The following is a 17,178-nucleotide window of genomic DNA, read 5'->3' on the forward strand; positions in this document are numbered from 1 at the left end:
CACGATTGTAAGGTCAAGCAAGTTTAAATCTTCGATGTATGGCAGCACTCAGCCATGCCTGTTTCGATTTGATCTAAAATCGTACAATCGGCTTGATCATTACCGGCACAGCCATCGACAGACTGTTGCAAGATCTCAACCATGGCCTGTAAGTCTTCGATTTTTTGATTTAAGGTCTGGATATGTTTTAACGCCAATGCTTTAACTTCTACACTTTGCCGACTTTGATTTTTCCAAAGCCCAAGTAAATCTTTCATTTGTTCAGAAGAAAAACCTAAATCACGCGCATGTCTTAAGAAACTCAAGGTTTTAATATCGGTTTCTGAATAAATTCGATAACCTGCATCGGTGCGCTGTGCATTATTTAACAGCCCAATCGATTCATAATAACGGATCATTTTTGCAGAAATGCCCGAAGCTTTTGCTGCTTGTCCAATATTCATCTCAAGACTCCTGAAAAACTGGCCCTTTAAATGCTTTTAAACGTAAGGCATTCGACACAACAAACACCGATGAAAGTGCCATTGCACCTGCTGCGAACATAGGTGAAAGCAATATGCCAAAGAATGGATATAACACACCTGCAGCGACAGGAATCAATGCTGCATTGTAAATAAATGCCCAAAATAGGTTTTGGCGAATATTATTCATCGTCGCTGTGCTCAGTGCGATTGCTGTCGGCACCATTTGTAAATTACCCGACATAAGCACAACGTCCGCGGCCTCTATCGCCACATCTGTCCCTGTACCAATTGCCATGCCCACATCTGCTTGCGCAAGTGCAGGCGCATCATTAATACCATCGCCAACAAAACATACAACACCATGTTCTTTTTGCAATTGTTGTACAGATTGCACTTTTTGGTCTGGCATCACTTCAGCGATCACATGATCAATTTTCAACTGTCGTGCTATAGCAGAAGCAGTATGTCGGTTGTCGCCTGTAATCATGGCAACTTTCAGCCCTAAATCATGCAAAGCTTGAATGGCTGCGAAGGTTGTGGCTTTGATCGGGTCGGCAACAGCAACAATGGCAGCAAGCTGTTGATCAATCGATACATAGAGCGGGGTTTTCCCTTCATTGCCCATGCGCTCCGCCAGTGATGAAAAGATTTGTGTATCTAAACCAAGTTTATGCATCAAATGATCTGCACCGATATAAATGCTTTGTCCTTCAACAACCGCCTGAATCCCCGCACCAGTCACGGAATCAAACTGTTCAACCTCTAAAAGTTGCACTTGCATCTCTTTCGCAGCTTGTACGATGGCATAGGCAATCGGATGTTCAGATTTCTGCTCTACAGAGGCCAATAACCGAAATACGCGATCTTTATTAAATGCTTCAGTGACTTCAAAATCAGTCAGTTTCGGTTTACCTTCTGTCAATGTCCCAGTTTTATCAACTGCAACCACTTGTGTATTTTTGAGTTGTTGTAAAGCTTCACCTTTACGGAACAAAACTCCAAGTTCTGCACCTCGCCCTGTACCGACCATGATAGATGTAGGCGTTGCCAAACCCATTGCACATGGACATGCGATGATCAGTACTGCTACAGCATTGACTAAAGCATAGGTTAAACTCGGTTCAGGTCCTACAACATACCAAACTAAAAAGGTGATCAAGGCCAACGCCATCACCACCAGTACAAACCATAAAGTGACTTTATCCACCAAAGCTTGAATTGGTAATTTTGAACCCTGAGCCTGTTCGACCATATGGATAATTTGTGCCAAAACAGAATCTTGACCCACCGCAGTGGCTTGTATTTTCAATGCCCCATTTTGGTTAATCGTTCCACCGACAACTTGATCACCGGCTTTTTTCTCGACAGGAATCGGCTCTCCACTGATCATGGATTCATCAATATAACTGTTCCCAGACACTACAGCACCATCGACTGGGCAACGTTCACCAGGCCGTATTTCAATCAGCATGCCTGTTTCAACGTCACTAATCGGTAAATCTATAAAGGTACCAGATTGCTCTACACGTGCAGTTTTGGGTTGCATGCCGATTAAGTATTGAATAGCTTGCGATGTTTTACCTTTGGCTTTCGCCTCCATAAAACGCCCCAACAGTATTAACGCCACAATCACTGCAGCTGCTTCAAAGTACACATGAACGGTACCTTGTGGTAATAATTGCGGAGTAAACGTTGCAACACAAGAAAAACTATAAGCAGATAAAGTCCCGACTGCGACCAAAGAATTCATATCCGGGGCAAGTCGCGCAAGTGCAGGTATACCGTGCTGGTAAAAGCGTCTTCCGGGTAGAATTAAGACCAAAGTGGTTAATATAAACTGAATATACCAACTATTTTGTGTCCCTAAATTATGCGCAATAAAATGATGAAACGCTGGAATCATGTGTGATCCCATCTCCAAGATAAAAACAGGAACAGCAAGTACTAGTGCGATGATTAAATCACGCTTGAGTAACCGAGCTTCATCGGCTTTTTTTTCTGCCATTGTGGGTTGTTGCTGCGTAGCAACGGTCGCACTATATCCCGCTTTTTTAACTGCCGCGATCAATTCTTGTGTTTTTGAAGCGGGAGCCTGAACAAAGGCTTTTTCACTGGCTAAATTTACCGTTGCTTTATTGACACCTTCTACAGCGTTTAAGGCTTTTTCAACCCGTGCTACACATGAAGCACAGGTCATTCCATCAATATTTAATTCAATATTGGGCTGTGCAATATGAAAACCTGCTTTTTCTACGGACTTCGCCAATGCAGAATTTTCAACAGATGCCAATGCCGTAATCGTGGCTTTTTCAGTTGCCAAATTCACTTTTGCATCGATGACTTCTGGAACTATCTTTAATGCTTTTTCAACACGTGCAACACACGATGCGCAAGTCATCCCTTCAATTTCAAGTTCAAGCTGCTTCTGTGCAACGCCAAAGCCTGCCTTTTCAACAGCCTGAATTACAGCAGGATAATCCACACTTTTATCACTCTGAAAATGTGCTGTTTCAGTGGCTAAATTGACATGAGCCTCGGTGATGCCATCGACTTTTTTTAAGGCTTTTTCGACCCGTGCCACACAAGAAGCACAGGTCATCCCTTCAATAGCAAGTGTGCCGTCAAAAAGTTTGCGTTCTGTCGAATCTGTCATGGCAATATCCCAATTATATGTGCTTGTTTTGGCTTATAGCTTAAACTTTACCATAATGGGAAGGTCAAGTTTTTCTGGCTCACAGCAAGGCTTTTCTTTACGATATAAAAAATTGCGAATATTCAAAAATATAATCAATAATATTGAATAATGATTATTCAATTAGTTTATTTTTCTGATATTAAAACTACACATTTCCTCATTATTCAGTAAGATAGAGATTCGTGACCACCAAACGAATTACTCTCTTTCGCATGTACAAACTGTCGAACATTTGCTTTAACTGCGCATATTTGTGTGCTTTTTTATTTTTAATTTTAAGTTGGAGTCTAGATCATATTGATGTTTGGCTCACCCAAGTGGTTATCCCTGCTGTCACGATATGCATACTCTTGGGCTTCCTGCTTAAATACATTGCTCGAAAGTTAGGACATGAACCACCTAAACGAAAAATAAAACAACAAAATCCCAAAAACGATGATCAAGACGCGGCTTAAGACAGGTATAAATAGCAAAATCATCAATAAAAAAGCCCATTCAAATGAACGGGCTTTTTTTCATGTCAGAATTATTAGTCAGCACTAATATCTTCAAATAAAACGGAAGAAAGGTAACGTTCGCCACCATCCGGTAAAATGACCACAATGGTTTTGCCTGCATTCTCAGGACGTGCAGCAAGTTTTGCCGCCGCAGCCATTGCAGCACCACTAGAGATACCCACTAAAATACCGTCATGAGTAGCCGTTTTACGCGCCCACTCAATTGCTTCAGCACTTTCAATACCGATCACTTCATCAACAAGTTCTAGATCCAAGTTACCCGGAATAAAGTTAGCGCCAATTCCCTGAATTTTGTGTGGCCCAGGAGTCAGTGTTTCGCCTTTTTTCGCTTGGGCAATAATCGGAGATTCAGCCGGTTCAACCGCAACAGAATAAAGTGACTGATTTTTCACTTTTTCAAAATAACTTGAAATGCCAGAAATCGTACCACCTGTACCCACACCCGATACTAAAATATCCACTTTACCACCGGTCGCTTCCCAAATTTCTGGGCCTGTGGTCAATTCATGAATTTTAGGGTTTGCAGGGTTTTCAAACTGTTGTGGTAAATAATACGTTTCCGGATGTTCGGCAACGAGGCGCTGTGCTTCTTCTACCGCACCTCTCATGCCTTTAGCAGGTTCAGTCAATACGAGATTTGCACCAAAAGACTTCAACACCTTACGGCGTTCGATACTCATACTCGCTGGCATGGTTAATGTAATTGCATAACCTTTCGCTGCTGCAACAAATGCCAAAGCAATTCCTGTATTACCACTCGTTGGTTCTACAATATGCATACCCGGTTTTAATAAACCTTTTTCTTCTGCATCAGCAATGAGAGCTGCACCCACACGACATTTCACTGAAAATGCTGGGTTACGGCTTTCAACTTTAGCCAAGACCGTTGCATCTGACTGAATCGCACGATTAATACGAACTAAAGGTGTATTACCAATCGCTTCAGCATTATTACTATATACCGCGATACCTAAATTACTCGTTGCTGGAAAAGCTGAATCTGTTGTCATGACTATTTATCCCTTGTGTATTTATTGAATACGATCTTTAGATCATACAATTATTTTCAAAGTGTGCATGATTTTTTAAGCTAATGTCTTATATTTATGTGCATTTTGTGAAAGCTTGCACTAAAATCAAGCAATAAATTTAACTGATTAACTAAATTTAAACTTATAAAAATTAATGATATTTGATTTCATAAAAAACCATAGAAATTGTCTTATTTATTCAATGTATTAAGCCGTGATATCCGTATACTTGAGCTGTTGTTAATCGTATGGACATATCCAATGAATACCGATCTGGAAATCACTACTATGCGTGATTCTGCCGAATTAGTCGTGGGCGTTTTAAAGTCGCTGGCAAATACGGATCGTCTACTAATTTTATGTCATCTAGCACAGCAAGAATTGAATGTGTCTCAGATTGAAGAAATCACTGATATTAAACAGCCAACCCTCTCACAACAACTGATGATGTTACGTAAAAGTGATGTTGTGACCACGCGTCGTGATGGTAAGCAAATTTATTATTCAATTAAAGATGCAAATTTAATTCAAGTTCTCAATACTCTTTACCAATTGTATTGCAACCAATCTTATAAATAACACTCGGTTATTTTAAAATTTCAAGCCAGACATGCTGTTCTTGCACCACTATAGATGAATTATCGCAATGGGCAGCAATTCAATACCTTAATCAATCCACCACACTTCTTCAAGATTTCAATATCTATATCTATTTCGAATATCCAAAGCTTTAAATCAGCTCATACTTTTCATTAATTCATTTAGAATGATGGTTTCTTAAATTTCCCGTAAATAAACAGTTATATTGCATGGTCAAAATTTATTGCACAAGACTTCTTAGCACTTTTTGTGCATAATATATATGAAATTGTGATTTAGATAAGTTTATGTCAGATTTAAAACCTCATATCTTACAGAAATTTCCTGCTTGGCAGTGGTTACAGCACTACAGCCCCGTGAAATTTAAATCTGATGTACTTGCTTCGCTGATCGTGATTGCCATGTTAGTCCCTCAAGGGATGGCGTATTCCATGCTGGCAGGTTTACCTCCAATCATGGGTTTATATGCCAGTATTTTACCGATGATTGTCTACGCCCTCATTGGTGGAAGCTCAACCTTATCGATTGGCCCTGTGGCAATCATTTCGATGATGACTTTCGCCACGCTCAATCCGCTATTTGAAGTCGGTTCGCCTGTTTATATTGAAGCAGCTACACTTTTGGCCTTAATGGTCGGGCTAATTTCTCTACTTTTGGGTGTACTACGTTTCGGTTTTTTAATTCAGTTGATCAGTCATCCTGTCATTAAAAGCTTTATTATTGCCTCGGCTCTGCTCATTGCACTGGGTCAGTTTAAGTTTCTCGTCGATGTCCCGCTAAAAGCCAATAACATCCCTGAGTTTGTTTTAAGTTTGTGGGAATACCTGAGTTTGACTCACATTGCTTCACTCATCTTTGGTGTGCTGGCCATACTGTTTTTAATCTATGTGCCGAAAATATTGGCCACTCAATCGATTCAATCCAGATTTGGCTCTACAGCCTTTCTAAGTAAAGCACTGCCACTGATACTCGTGGTGATCTCGATTGCATCAGTGATGTTATTTGACCTGCAAAATGTCGGCATTAAAACCGTCGGTGAAATTCCTTCAGGTTTTCCACCCTTAAGCTTTCCACATTGGAACTGGGAACTGGTACAAACCTTATTACCCGGTGCAACAATGATTGCCATGATCAGTTTTGTTGAGTCACTGTCTATTGCCCAAGCTACTGCCTTACAACAACGAAGCCAACTCAACAGTAACCAAGAGTTGATCGCTCTAGGTTTAGCCAATCTAAGCGCTGGGGTTAGTTCTGCCTTTCCTGTGACAGGTAGTTTATCGCGTACAGTGGTTAATGCAGATGCTGGTGCAAAAACACCGATGGCTGGCGTGTTGTCGTCCTTGCTGATTATCATTGTCAGTCTCTACTTCACTGGTTTTTTCCAAGACTTACCTTTAGTGATCTTGGCGGCCACGATTATTGTTTCTATTTGGAAATTAGTCGACTTTAAACCTTTTGTGGATACATGGCGCTATTCAAAAGCTGATGGTATTGCGATGTGGGTGACCTTTTTCGGTGTGGTGTGTATCGACATTTCTACGGGTCTCATTATTGGTATTATTTCTACCTTTATTCTGTTGTTATGGCGCATTAGTCGTCCACATATTGCGGTCATCGGCTTGGTTGAGGGCACACAGCATTTCCGTAATGTACAGCGTCATCATGTCTATACGGCACCACATATACTCTCGCTCCGTATAGATGAAAATATCTCGTTTTTAAATGCCAATACGCTTAAAGGTTTCCTGATCAATGAAGTCAGTGAAAATATTGACCTAGAGCATGTTGTTATCAATTGCTCAAGCGTGAGTTCAATTGACCTCAGTGCCTTGGAAATGTTGGAAGATTTAAATGCTGAATTATCAAAATTAGATATTCGACTGCATTTTTCCGAGGTCAAAGGTCCTGTCATGGACAAATTGCAGCACTCAAAATTACTCACGCATTTGAGTGGTCAGATTTTTCTCACCCACTATCAAGCCATTACAGAGCTTGCGACAGCCAGTTCTGAGTACCAAATTTAAAGGTGTATTAGCTCACTGTTTAATCAAAGCTAAATTGATAAACAGTGAGTTTTGAAGGGTTTACATTTTAATACACAAAAATAGATTATAAAAAACAAAGGTTTATTTTTAAATTAAATTATTTTTTAAGCATTCCACATTTTCGTATAAAATACAGGGCTAATTTTCATCATTTTGTCATTGTAATTCTGACAAGGCTCTCCTATGTTTTCAGCATTTACACGCTTGAGTTTAGTAACCCGAATTATTATCGCCATTATTTTAGGTGTATTGGTTGCTGTTGTTGCTCCGGGCGTTGCACCCTATTTAAGTTTGCTTGGTGATTTATTCATTAAGGCATTGAAATCCGTAGCACCGATACTGGTCTTTGTACTTGTGCTGTCATCCATTGCAAATTTCAAAGTGGGTAGCAGTAATGCATACATTAAACCAATTATGTTGATGTACGCTTTGGGTATGTTCTTGGCAGCGCTTAGTGCCGTGATTGTCAGTATCGTATTCCCAAGTACATTAATTTTGGATGTTGCTGCAGAAAATCTTGTTCCGCCAGGCAGTCTTGCTGAAATCTTGAAAAACTTATTATTAAGTTTTGTCGCAAACCCTGTTACAGCTATTTCAGAAGCAAATTTCATTGGTATTTTGGCTTGGGCTGTTGCCTTGGGTATTGCATTTCGCCATGCATCAGATACCACCAAAGTTTTCTTATCCGATGCTGCTGATGCGGTGAATAAAGTGATCCGTCTAGTGATTAACTTTGCTCCTGTTGGTATCTTTGGCTTGGTTGCTGTTACATTTGCCGACTCAGGTTTAAAAACACTGATCAGCTATGCACACTTACTTGCAGTCTTAATCGGTACCATGTTCTTTGTTGCCTTGGTCATCAATCCACTAATGGTGGCATTTATGACCCGCTCAAATCCGTTCCCATTGGTTTTCCAATGTTTACGTGAAAGTGGTATCACTGCATTCTTTACGCGTAGTTCTGCTGCAAACATTCCTGTAAACCTTGACCTTGCGAAGCGTCTTGGTGTCCCAGAATCGACTGCAAGTGTTGCAATTCCACTTGGTGCTGCAATTAACATGGCAGGCGCATCAGTGACAATTACTGTGCTTACCTTAGCGACAGTGAATACTTTAGGTATTTCAGTTGATTTCACCACAATGTTGATTTTATCAGTCGTTGCTACCGTTTCTGCATGTGGTGCTTCTGGTGTTGCTGGTGGTTCGTTATTGCTTATTCCAGTGGCTTGTGGCCTGTTTGGTATTTCAAGCGATATCGCGATGCAAGTTGTTGCCATTGGTATGGTTATTAGCGTACTTCAAGATTCAACTGAAACCGCTTTAAACTCTTCGACTGATGTATTATTTACAGCTGCAGTAGACCGTGGTTTAAGATAATATCCTGATATTGGATACTTTTTAAGGCGAGGCCATGCCTTTTCAGACTTTACCGCTGTGGATACAACTGGGTGCTTTTTTCCTCGCAGTGAATGCAGGAATGATTAATGTACTTGGACTGGTGACCATCTTGCACCAGTCGGTATCTCACATGACGGGTAATGTCAGTATGTTAGCCATGGCCTTCATTGCATGGCAGCCGGCTACGATTATTTATTTGATTTTAGTCTTGCTCTGTTATGTGATTGGCTCATTTTATAGTGGGCTTATTCTTGGAAATAGTCACTTTAGCTTAACGCGACGTTATGGCGTCCCCTTAAGCTTGGTGGCTTTTTTTATTGTCCTGTGTTGGCTGCTATTGCCCTATTTTCCACGTTATGCTTTGCTTTGGGCATGTGTGGCGATGGGTGTACAAAATGCAATGGTCAGCCACTATAAAGGCACCATTATTCGTACCACACACCTCTCTGGTGTTTTGACGGACTTAGGTTTGGCTTTGGGTTATAAAGCTCGTGGACTTCCAGTTGAGTCTAAACGTGTGGTCTTACATTTATTAATTTTAGCGGGATTTATCGTCGGTGGCATACTTGCCAGTTGGCTTTATCCTTATTTAAAATTAAACGCATTCCTGATTCCTGCCGCACTCAGTTTAGTCATGAGCGCAGTTTATTGGATCATCTATTTTCATTATCGACATATACACGATTAGTTGGAACGTACTATGGTTAAAAATGCATTACAGGCGCAACTGCTTAAAGCAGGTCTGGTCGATAATAAAAAGGCAAAAAAATTGTCAAAACAAGCCGTACATGAAAAACGTACTGGTGAAAGTAAAGATGCTGAAATCAAGGCGAAAATTGAGCAAGATCAGCAGCAGAAAATGGCCAAAGATCATGCTTTAGAGCAAGATCGTAAAGCCGTTTTGCAAGAAAAAGAATTAAAAGCTGCCATCATGCAAATGATTAATCAGCATAAAATTCGTGATACCGATGGCGAATCGACCTATCAATTTATTGATGATGCGAAGATCAAAAAGCTTTATATCAATCAGCAAATTTATAATGCTCTGGTTGCTGGCAGTCTTGTTATTGCACGTGAAAATAGCAACTATGCTTTTTTACCAAAAGAATTAGCCGACCGTATTAATACGAAAATGGAAGGCTTTATTATTGTGAATAACTCTGAAGTGAATGAGCAAACCACGGATGAAGAAGATCCGTATGCAGCTTATGTGATTCCTGATGATTTAATGTGGTAAGCACTTCAAATCGCCAATGAAGCTCCCAATTTGGGGGCTTTTTTTAGCTCAACGTTCATCCATTTCAGTCCATGAAATTAGTCATACCTTCAAAAAATCATTCCTCAGCACCTACTAAGTAACATTATGGACTATACATGTCGTAACTCCGTAAAGTTTTCGAGTATAAAATTGCTTATATAATCATCACAATTACAATAGTTTGATCAGTAACCCTTTCATTTACATCAATAAGAGTAGAATGATTTTGGAAAAATTTCAGTTTATTAAAAATATTCAAGATTGGTCAGATCAATACCCTTGGTTAGAAATGCTGACTTCGCTCAGTCTTATTATTATTTTTGCCATTATTGCAAATTTTATCGCCAAGCAAATTGTGGTGCGTGGTATTCGTAAGCTCGTATCTAAAATGGCCTTTAGCCACAGTCAAATTTTGTCAGAACATAGTGTGATTAAACGCTTTGCCAACATTGTTCCAGCAATTGTAATCTTAAATGGCATAACCACCGTCCCGCATTTATCTGTGAAGTTTATCTCAATCGTGCAAATGGCTTGTCAGGCCTTTATCTTCCTGACCATTGCTTTGGCAATTTCTGAATTACTGAATATTTTTAATCTGATTTATCAACGTAATCCAAAGTCTAGAAACAAACCAATTAAAGGTTATTTGCAACTGGTTAAATTGATCATCTTTTTGGTTTGCGGCCTAATGATTTTAGGTACTTTCTTAAAAAAAGATGTATTTACATTACTCGCAGGTTTCGGTGCTATGGCGGCCGTGCTCATGTTGGTTTTTCAGAACACCATTTTGTCGCTGGTCGCTTCGGTACAAATTTCTTCTTATGACATGGTGCGAATTGGTGACTGGATTGAGATGCCTTCGCTGAATGCGGATGGCGATGTCATTGATATGTCATTACATACCATTACTGTGCAGAACTTTGATAAGACCTTTACCACGATTCCAACCAATAAACTGGTGACTGACACCTTTAAAAACTGGCGTGGTATGGCACAGTCTGGCGTGCGCCGCATCAAACGCTCGCTTTATATCGATCAAAGCTCTATTCATTTCATGACTCAGGATGAGCAAAACAAACTCAAAGAATTTTTATTATTAGATCAATATCTTGATCATAAGCATGAGGAGCTTGCCCAGTTTAATCAGCAACTTTCCAATCAGTCGCAATATAATCAGCGCCGTTTAACCAATCTTGGGACCTTTCGTGCCTATGTAGAATTCTACTTACAACAGCATTCAGGCATTGCCCAACACCAAACGATTTTGGTGCGTCAGTTACAACCCACGAGTGAAGGCATTCCTTTAGAAATTTATGCTTTTAGTAAAACCATTGCATGGAAAGATTATGAAGCGATTCAATCGGATATCTTTGATCATCTGATCGCAATCACACCTGAGTTTGGACTTAAAATTTATCAAGCCCCTTCTAGTGCCGATTTTAAAGCCCTCGTTCAACCAAATGCCGATAAAATCTAAGACCTAAACGTTCGTCTCCCTCATATTTATTCGAAGAAGGAATTCTGTAAGTTAAAGAAATCACAATAGCTTTTGAATATATTGGGGAGCGTTGTCTTTAAAAGCTATTTGACTTTCGCTAGGGCTTTTTGATCATGCATTGAACGAATGAGAGCGAATATTTCCTTAAAATATAATTCATCCGAAACAGCTAAAAATTATTAAAAAAACCAGAACAAATACTATACAAATGTAGACATTTTTAGATACTATTTGTTAACAGTTGCATAAAAACGCTTCTAAAATAGGAACTTGATCATGGAAGGCCCCAATCAACCTTCTCGGAAATCAGTTAAAAACGAATCACAATTACTCATAGAATCGATGAATCGCACTTCTGCCAAACATACACTCATACAGGCAGAAGCATGTGACTTAGAGAATCGTGTCCGTATTGAGCGTGCTTTATCCGACCCGATTGCACGTATCCCGGCACAGTTTAAAAATGCTTATTACAAATTTTTGTACTACAACCAGAAAGACTATTTAAAGCAGGTCAACTATTTCGCTCAATTGGCATTTTTAATCTATTTTTGGGCAGATCGCTATGTGCTGCCAGACGTAGAAATGCTTTCAGGTGTGATTCGTATCATTGCCATTATTGGTGCATTTAGCCTGAACTATGTTCTGTTTAAATATATCAAACAGATTAAATTGCTCGATTTGATTTTGCCACTCGCCACTTGCCTTTCAGCGATTCTCTGGTTTGAGATATTACTTCAGTCGAAAAATGAACTGGTTCATAGCTATCAATATGCCGCCATTATTTTGATTGTATTGGGTAATTTAAGTATTCATGTGCATTTTCGCCCGTCGATCATGACCTCAGCCATGATCTCGGCAGCAATACTTTTTGGCGCATGGCGCATTAATGATTTTGGTGATTTTACAATATTTTTATTGGTGTACATTCCTGTGCTGCTGTTCAGTATGTATATCTGCTGGAACTCAACGCTGAACTCTCGTAAAACGTTTCTAAGAGCGCTGCTAGATGACTGGAACTTTCATACCCTGCGCAAAATTGCCCATACGGATGAATTAACCCAGTTAAGTAATCGTCGCCAATTTGTACATGCCGCCAATAAAAAAATCCAAGAAACCCCGATGACGGTCTGCACCAGTCTATTGATTTTTGATGTCGATCATTTTAAAGCGATTAATGATCAATATGGACATGATGTCGGCGACCAAGTGCTATGCCAAATTGCTGAAATTGCGCGTAAAGAAATGCGATTTTACGATATGTTGGCGCGTTTCGGTGGTGAAGAATTTATTGTACTTTTACCTTTTACCGTCCCAGAAGATGCATTAAAAATTGCTGAACGGTTAAGACATAAAATGGAACAACATCAGTTTCATATGGATGGTCAATTGGTGAAATTTTCGATCTCCATTGGTGTTTCCAAAATTGACCCTGACCACGCCAAACTCGATCAGTTAATTAAACAGGCCGATATTGCTCTATATGAAGCAAAACGCCAAGGTCGTAATCGGGTTGTACATTTTAATTTTATGAACTTTTGCAGCCAAGCTTTTTAAGTAAATAAACAAATCAAAATGGAGAAAAACCAGCGAATCCATTACACTCAGCTCTGAAGAAAGAAAGATTAATTACAGTAAAATTCTCAGGTTATCTGCATGCTTAAATGGTTTGAAAATTTAGTTGACGCTTATCCTGAACAGGACTTGAATAAACCATTGCCGACAAAATTTTTCCCCTTTGTATGGCAAGCTGCAACAGGTGTAAAAAAATACCTATTGTTATTGGTACTCTGTACAGCAGGTGTAGCGAGTTTTGAAGCACTGCTTTATGCCAAAATTGGCGAATTAGTCAATTGGATCAGTAAGTCTCAACCTGAAACCTTTTTACAGCAGCACCAGACCAATCTGACCATTTTAAGCTTTATTTTATTGGCAAATATCTTCTTTTCTTGCCTTCAAACCATTATTAAACATCAGATTTTATATAGTACCTTTCCAATGCGCCTACGTTGGAGATTTCATAACTTATTACTGAAACAAAGTTTAGATTTCTTCCACAACGACTTTGCTGGTCGTTTATCTGCCAAAGTCATGCAAACTTCACTGGCTATACGTGAGTTTTGGATTATTCTTGGTGACATGTTGGCCTATGTCTTCATTTACCTGATTTCGATCACTGTCATTTTAGGTGCTATATCGCCACTGTTGATTATTCCTTTATTACTTTGGCTGGCTTTATTTATTGGTTCTGCATGCTATTTCATCCCAAAATTGAGCAAAATTTCAAAAGAACAAGCCAATGCACGCGCAGTAATGACTGGTCGTGTCACCGATGCTTACACTAATATTCAAACGGTAAAATTATTTGCCCATGCGGGCCGCGAAAGCCAATATGCCAAAGCCTCAATGAAAGAATTTATGGTGACGGTGTATAAGCAAATGCGACTTGCTGCAAAATACAACATCGCGACGAATTTGCTGATCATTGTTTTATATGGTGGCGTACTTGGAACAGCCGTTTGGCTCTGGATGGATGGTCAAGCTGAGCTTGGGGTCATTGCAGCAGCGACCGCCATGATTTTAAAACTCAGTAGTATTTCCGAGTTTATGATGTGGCAAACGTCTGCCCTTTTTGAAAATGTCGGGACTATTCAAGATGGGATGAAAACCATGGGCCGCCCCATTCATATTCAAGACAAAGCTGATGCAACCGACTTAAAGGTACCGCAAGGCGAAATTAAATTTGAGGACGTCAGTTTTGCTTATAATGATAAAAATGTCATCGATCAATTTAATTTAACCATTCGACCAGGTGAAAAAATCGGTATAGTCGGGCGTTCGGGTGCCGGAAAATCGACATTAATTCAACTTTTACTTCACTTTTACGATATCAACCATGGTCGTATTTCGATTGATGGCCAAAATATAGAAGATATTACTCAAGATAGCTTAAGAAAAAATATTGCATTGGTGACCCAAGACACCTCGTTATTGCATCGTACGGTCGAAGAAAATATTAAATATGGTCGCCCGAATGCAACCGATGAAGAAATGTATGATGCAGTGCGTAAAGCGAAAGCTGATGAATTCATTCCTCAATTGATCGATTTACGTGGTCAACGTGGCTATGACGCATTTGTCGGTGAACGTGGTGTTAAATTATCTGGCGGTCAGCGTCAACGTATTGCGATTGCTCGAGTATTTTTAAAAGACGCACCGATTTTAATTTTAGATGAAGCCACAAGTGCGCTCGATTCAGAAGTAGAAGCCGCGATTCAATCGAGTTTAGATGATTTGATGAAAGGCAAAACTGTGATTGCCATTGCGCATCGACTTTCAACCATTGCACAAATGGATCGCTTGATTGTCTTGGATCAAGGCCGTATTGCTGAGCAAGGTACCCACGAAGAGCTTGTTGCTTTGAATGGTATTTATGCACACTTGTGGCAGCGTCAAACCGGTGGATTTTTAATAGAACAACATAAAGTAGAATCAAAGGAAGATGAAAATGCTGTATCTGGAAGACCTTAAAGTTGGTGATCACTTTAGCAGTCGTGAATATGAAATGACTGTTGAAGAAATCAAGCAATTTGCCAACGCTTATGATCCTCAGGAATTTCATACAGATGAAGTCAAAGCCCAACAGCACCCGATCTTTCAAGGGCTTGCGGCAAGTGGTTGGCATACTGCTGCTGTAACGATGCGCTTATGGACTGAATGTTTCCCTGTGGCTTATGGCTTAATTGGCTCTGAATCAAGTCTGCGTTGGCCGCGCCCAACACGTCCGGGGGATAAAATTCGTGTAGAAGTTGAAATATCTGCAATTACTCCGTCGAAAAGTAAGACAGACCGCGGCATTGTGACCTATGTTACGCAAGCGCTTAATCAGCACAATGACGTTCTGTATATGTCTACGACCAAAATTGTGGTCTTTTCCAAAGATTTTAAACCGAATTAATCCTTAATGGCCTACTTTACAATGCTTAGGTAGGCCGCTATAAATAGTTGAGCCTAGTCAGTTTGTCCAACAATTTTTGTGGGATACAACACAGAATCATGCCAATATAACCTTGAACAGAAGAAAAACCCGCATTGCAACGGAACGCTATGAAAACAATTAATTCCCGTCAGGATCAGGGTATTCCCGGAGTGTATGGATTGCTCCTTTTAGATGTGGTCTCTCGATGGGGCTACACTGCAGAAACATTATTTAGTCCCTTCGGATTAAACAGCGAACAATTGGCTGAACCAGATTTCCGTATTCCAACACCAATCGCCAATCAATTGGTAGAGCACGCACTACGATTAACTGGTGAGCCAACTTTAGGTTTTCATTTAGGCAACCAAATGCGCATCTCTATTCATGGTTTTATTGGTTATGCCATCATGACGGCGAAGGACATAACCGATGCCTTAGTCTTGGCAAACCGTTTTATTCAGTTACGCATGCCCTTTTTACAGCTTTTTTTCTCGACATTTGGAACCAAAGCGACTGTTCAACTACAAACCGACGTTACGATTGAGCCTTTACGTACTGAGATTTCAATTGCCTTAATTTTTGGCATGATCAGCATGGGCAAAGCAATTACCGGTGTGGATTATTCTGCTGGTGAAATTGATTTTGATTTCCCTCAACCTGAAGGTTTTGAGCGGTTTATTGCAAAATATCCACGCCACCAATTTAGATTTGATCAGCCACATCTCTTACTTAGTTTTGATAAGCAATATTTAACCAATAAATTGGTCCATGCAGACCCGATTGCCAGTCAAATCGCGATTAATCAATGTGAAGCTGAACTCTCCGCTTTGGGCGAACGCCACCGTATTGCCATGCGCGTTCGTGACATTTTAACCAACTCCGAACAGCACTATTTAAGTATTGAGAGCGTTGCTGAACGGCTACACATGTCCGATCGAACTTTAAAACGCCAGCTTGCTGCCGAAGGGACTTCATTTTCAACATTGGTTGACGAAGTTCGCTACCGTCATGCTACTTCGCTCCTGTCACGAACTGATTTTACCTTAGAGCAAATTGCTGATGAATTGGGCTATAGCGATGTCGCCAATTTTAGCCGTGCTTTTAAGCGTTGGAGTGGTCGTAGCCCAAGCAATTGGCGTAAAGATCCGTACTTATAAGTCTTTTGTTTTACCTAAAAAGCATGTATAACTCATGCCAAAAATGAATTTAATGGATTTAAGGAGTTATCAATGAATCATCCTTCAGATTTAAAGTACGCAAGTACACATGAATGGGTGCGAATTGAAGGTAACCTTGTTGTTACAGGCATTTCTGATCATGCACAAGACGCATTGGGTGATTTAGTTTATGTTGAAGCACCAGATGTTGGTCAACATATCACTGCTGGCGAACAAGCGGGTGTGGTTGAGTCGGTAAAAACCGCTTCTGATATTCATGCTCCGGTTTCTGGTGTAGTCGTTGAAGTCAATCCAGATCTTGAAGATGATCCTGATTTTGTAAACGATGCGCCTTATAGCAAAGGCTGGATTTATAAAATTAAACCAGACAATATGGCTGATGTAGATAATTTATTGACCAACGAACAATACGAAGCTGGTCTGTAAATATTTCTAATATCTAAAAAAATCAGCCCTCAGGCTGATTTTTTTATTTAAATTTGATAGCTAAATTGGCTTATATACCATTTGCATG

At 40.0% G+C, this 17,178-nt stretch carries 14 protein-coding genes and 1 pseudogene; 11 read left to right on the forward strand and 4 right to left on the reverse strand.

Features of this window, described 5'->3' with window-relative positions:
• Positions 1-23: 23 nt before the first annotated feature.
• From cueR to cysK, 4 genes and pseudogenes are all read right to left on the reverse strand, one after another.
• Positions 24-443 (reverse strand): Cu(I)-responsive transcriptional regulator, encoded by a 420-nt coding sequence (cueR, locus tag B1202_RS12515; RefSeq protein WP_078190943.1) that lies wholly within the window; start codon positions 441-443, stop codon positions 24-26.
• 1 nt (position 444) lies between these two features.
• Complete coding sequence (locus tag B1202_RS12520; RefSeq protein WP_416202530.1) at positions 445-2,928, reverse strand: heavy metal translocating P-type ATPase; 2,484 nt, start codon at positions 2,926-2,928, stop codon at positions 445-447.
• Positions 2,929-2,955: 27 nt separating this feature from the next.
• A pseudogene (locus tag B1202_RS16775) lies at positions 2,956-3,117 on the reverse strand (cation transporter); the annotation flags it as partial.
• A gap of 571 nt (positions 3,118-3,688) precedes the next feature.
• Positions 3,689-4,687, reverse strand: coding sequence for a cysteine synthase A (gene cysK, locus B1202_RS12530; RefSeq protein WP_078190946.1), 999 nt, complete (start codon positions 4,685-4,687; stop codon positions 3,689-3,691).
• A 282-nt stretch (positions 4,688-4,969) separates the two neighbouring features.
• Here cysK and B1202_RS12535 point away from each other — a divergent pair, with 282 nt between their 5' ends.
• From B1202_RS12535 to gcvH, 11 genes are all read left to right on the forward strand, one after another.
• Complete coding sequence (locus B1202_RS12535) at positions 4,970-5,287, forward strand: ArsR/SmtB family transcription factor (protein WP_078190947.1); 318 nt, start codon at positions 4,970-4,972, stop codon at positions 5,285-5,287.
• Between the two features lie 308 nt (positions 5,288-5,595).
• Positions 5,596-7,332, forward strand: a complete 1,737-nt coding sequence (locus B1202_RS12540; RefSeq protein WP_078190948.1) for a SulP family inorganic anion transporter — start codon at positions 5,596-5,598, stop codon at positions 7,330-7,332.
• 204 nt (positions 7,333-7,536) lie between these two features.
• Positions 7,537-8,730, forward strand: coding sequence for a serine/threonine transporter SstT (sstT, locus tag B1202_RS12545; protein ID WP_078190949.1), 1,194 nt, complete (start codon positions 7,537-7,539; stop codon positions 8,728-8,730).
• 34 nt (positions 8,731-8,764) lie between these two features.
• Positions 8,765-9,439, forward strand: coding sequence for a YoaK family protein (locus B1202_RS12550; protein ID WP_078190950.1), 675 nt, complete (start codon positions 8,765-8,767; stop codon positions 9,437-9,439).
• A 12-nt stretch (positions 9,440-9,451) separates the two neighbouring features.
• Entirely contained in the window at positions 9,452-9,988 is a 537-nt protein-coding gene (locus B1202_RS12555; RefSeq protein WP_078190951.1) for a DUF2058 domain-containing protein, read from the forward strand.
• A gap of 247 nt (positions 9,989-10,235) precedes the next feature.
• On the forward strand, positions 10,236-11,486 hold the full coding sequence (locus B1202_RS12560; protein WP_078191043.1) for a mechanosensitive ion channel family protein: 1,251 nt from the start codon (positions 10,236-10,238) through the stop codon (positions 11,484-11,486).
• A 297-nt stretch (positions 11,487-11,783) separates the two neighbouring features.
• Positions 11,784-13,064 (forward strand): GGDEF domain-containing protein, encoded by a 1,281-nt coding sequence (locus B1202_RS12565; protein WP_228145166.1) that lies wholly within the window; start codon positions 11,784-11,786, stop codon positions 13,062-13,064.
• Between the two features lie 99 nt (positions 13,065-13,163).
• On the forward strand, positions 13,164-15,038 hold the full coding sequence (locus tag B1202_RS12570) for an ABC transporter ATP-binding protein (RefSeq protein ID WP_078190952.1): 1,875 nt from the start codon (positions 13,164-13,166) through the stop codon (positions 15,036-15,038).
• Positions 15,016-15,465 (forward strand): MaoC family dehydratase, encoded by a 450-nt coding sequence (locus B1202_RS12575; RefSeq protein ID WP_078190953.1) that lies wholly within the window; start codon positions 15,016-15,018, stop codon positions 15,463-15,465. Before B1202_RS12570 ends, B1202_RS12575 begins: the two co-directional genes overlap by 23 nt.
• Before the next feature lie 149 nt (positions 15,466-15,614).
• Positions 15,615-16,643, forward strand: coding sequence for an AraC family transcriptional regulator (locus B1202_RS12580; RefSeq protein ID WP_078190954.1), 1,029 nt, complete (start codon positions 15,615-15,617; stop codon positions 16,641-16,643).
• Between the two features lie 72 nt (positions 16,644-16,715).
• Positions 16,716-17,090: a glycine cleavage system protein GcvH gene (gene gcvH, locus B1202_RS12585; protein WP_078190955.1), complete on the forward strand. Its 375-nt coding sequence runs from the start codon at positions 16,716-16,718 to the stop codon at positions 17,088-17,090.
• Positions 17,091-17,178: the final 88 nt, after the last annotated feature.

The sequence above is a fragment of the Acinetobacter amyesii genome, assembly GCF_002018365.1.
In the GTDB taxonomy this organism is placed as follows: domain Bacteria; phylum Pseudomonadota; class Gammaproteobacteria; order Pseudomonadales; family Moraxellaceae; genus Acinetobacter; species Acinetobacter amyesii.

Bases quoted from the DNA above. Each gene is read 5' to 3' on its own strand.
- cueR (WP_078190943.1), bottom strand. From the start codon at position 443: ATGAATATTGGACAAGCAGCAAAAGCTTCGGGCATTTCTGCAAAAATG.
- cysK (WP_078190946.1), bottom strand. From the start codon at position 4,687: ATGACAACAGATTCAGCTTTTCCAGCAACGAGTAATTTAGGTATCGCG.
- B1202_RS12535 (WP_078190947.1), top strand. From the start codon at position 4,970: ATGAATACCGATCTGGAAATCACTACTATGCGTGATTCTGCCGAATTA.
- B1202_RS12540 (WP_078190948.1), top strand. From the start codon at position 5,596: ATGTCAGATTTAAAACCTCATATCTTACAGAAATTTCCTGCTTGGCAG.
- sstT (WP_078190949.1), top strand. From the start codon at position 7,537: ATGTTTTCAGCATTTACACGCTTGAGTTTAGTAACCCGAATTATTATC.
- B1202_RS12550 (WP_078190950.1), top strand. From the start codon at position 8,765: ATGCCTTTTCAGACTTTACCGCTGTGGATACAACTGGGTGCTTTTTTC.
- B1202_RS12555 (WP_078190951.1), top strand. From the start codon at position 9,452: ATGGTTAAAAATGCATTACAGGCGCAACTGCTTAAAGCAGGTCTGGTC.
- B1202_RS12565 (WP_228145166.1), top strand. From the start codon at position 11,784: ATGGAAGGCCCCAATCAACCTTCTCGGAAATCAGTTAAAAACGAATCA.
- B1202_RS12570 (WP_078190952.1), top strand. From the start codon at position 13,164: ATGCTTAAATGGTTTGAAAATTTAGTTGACGCTTATCCTGAACAGGAC.
- B1202_RS12575 (WP_078190953.1), top strand. From the start codon at position 15,016: ATGCTGTATCTGGAAGACCTTAAAGTTGGTGATCACTTTAGCAGTCGT.
- B1202_RS12580 (WP_078190954.1), top strand. From the start codon at position 15,615: ATGAAAACAATTAATTCCCGTCAGGATCAGGGTATTCCCGGAGTGTAT.
- gcvH (WP_078190955.1), top strand. From the start codon at position 16,716: ATGAATCATCCTTCAGATTTAAAGTACGCAAGTACACATGAATGGGTG.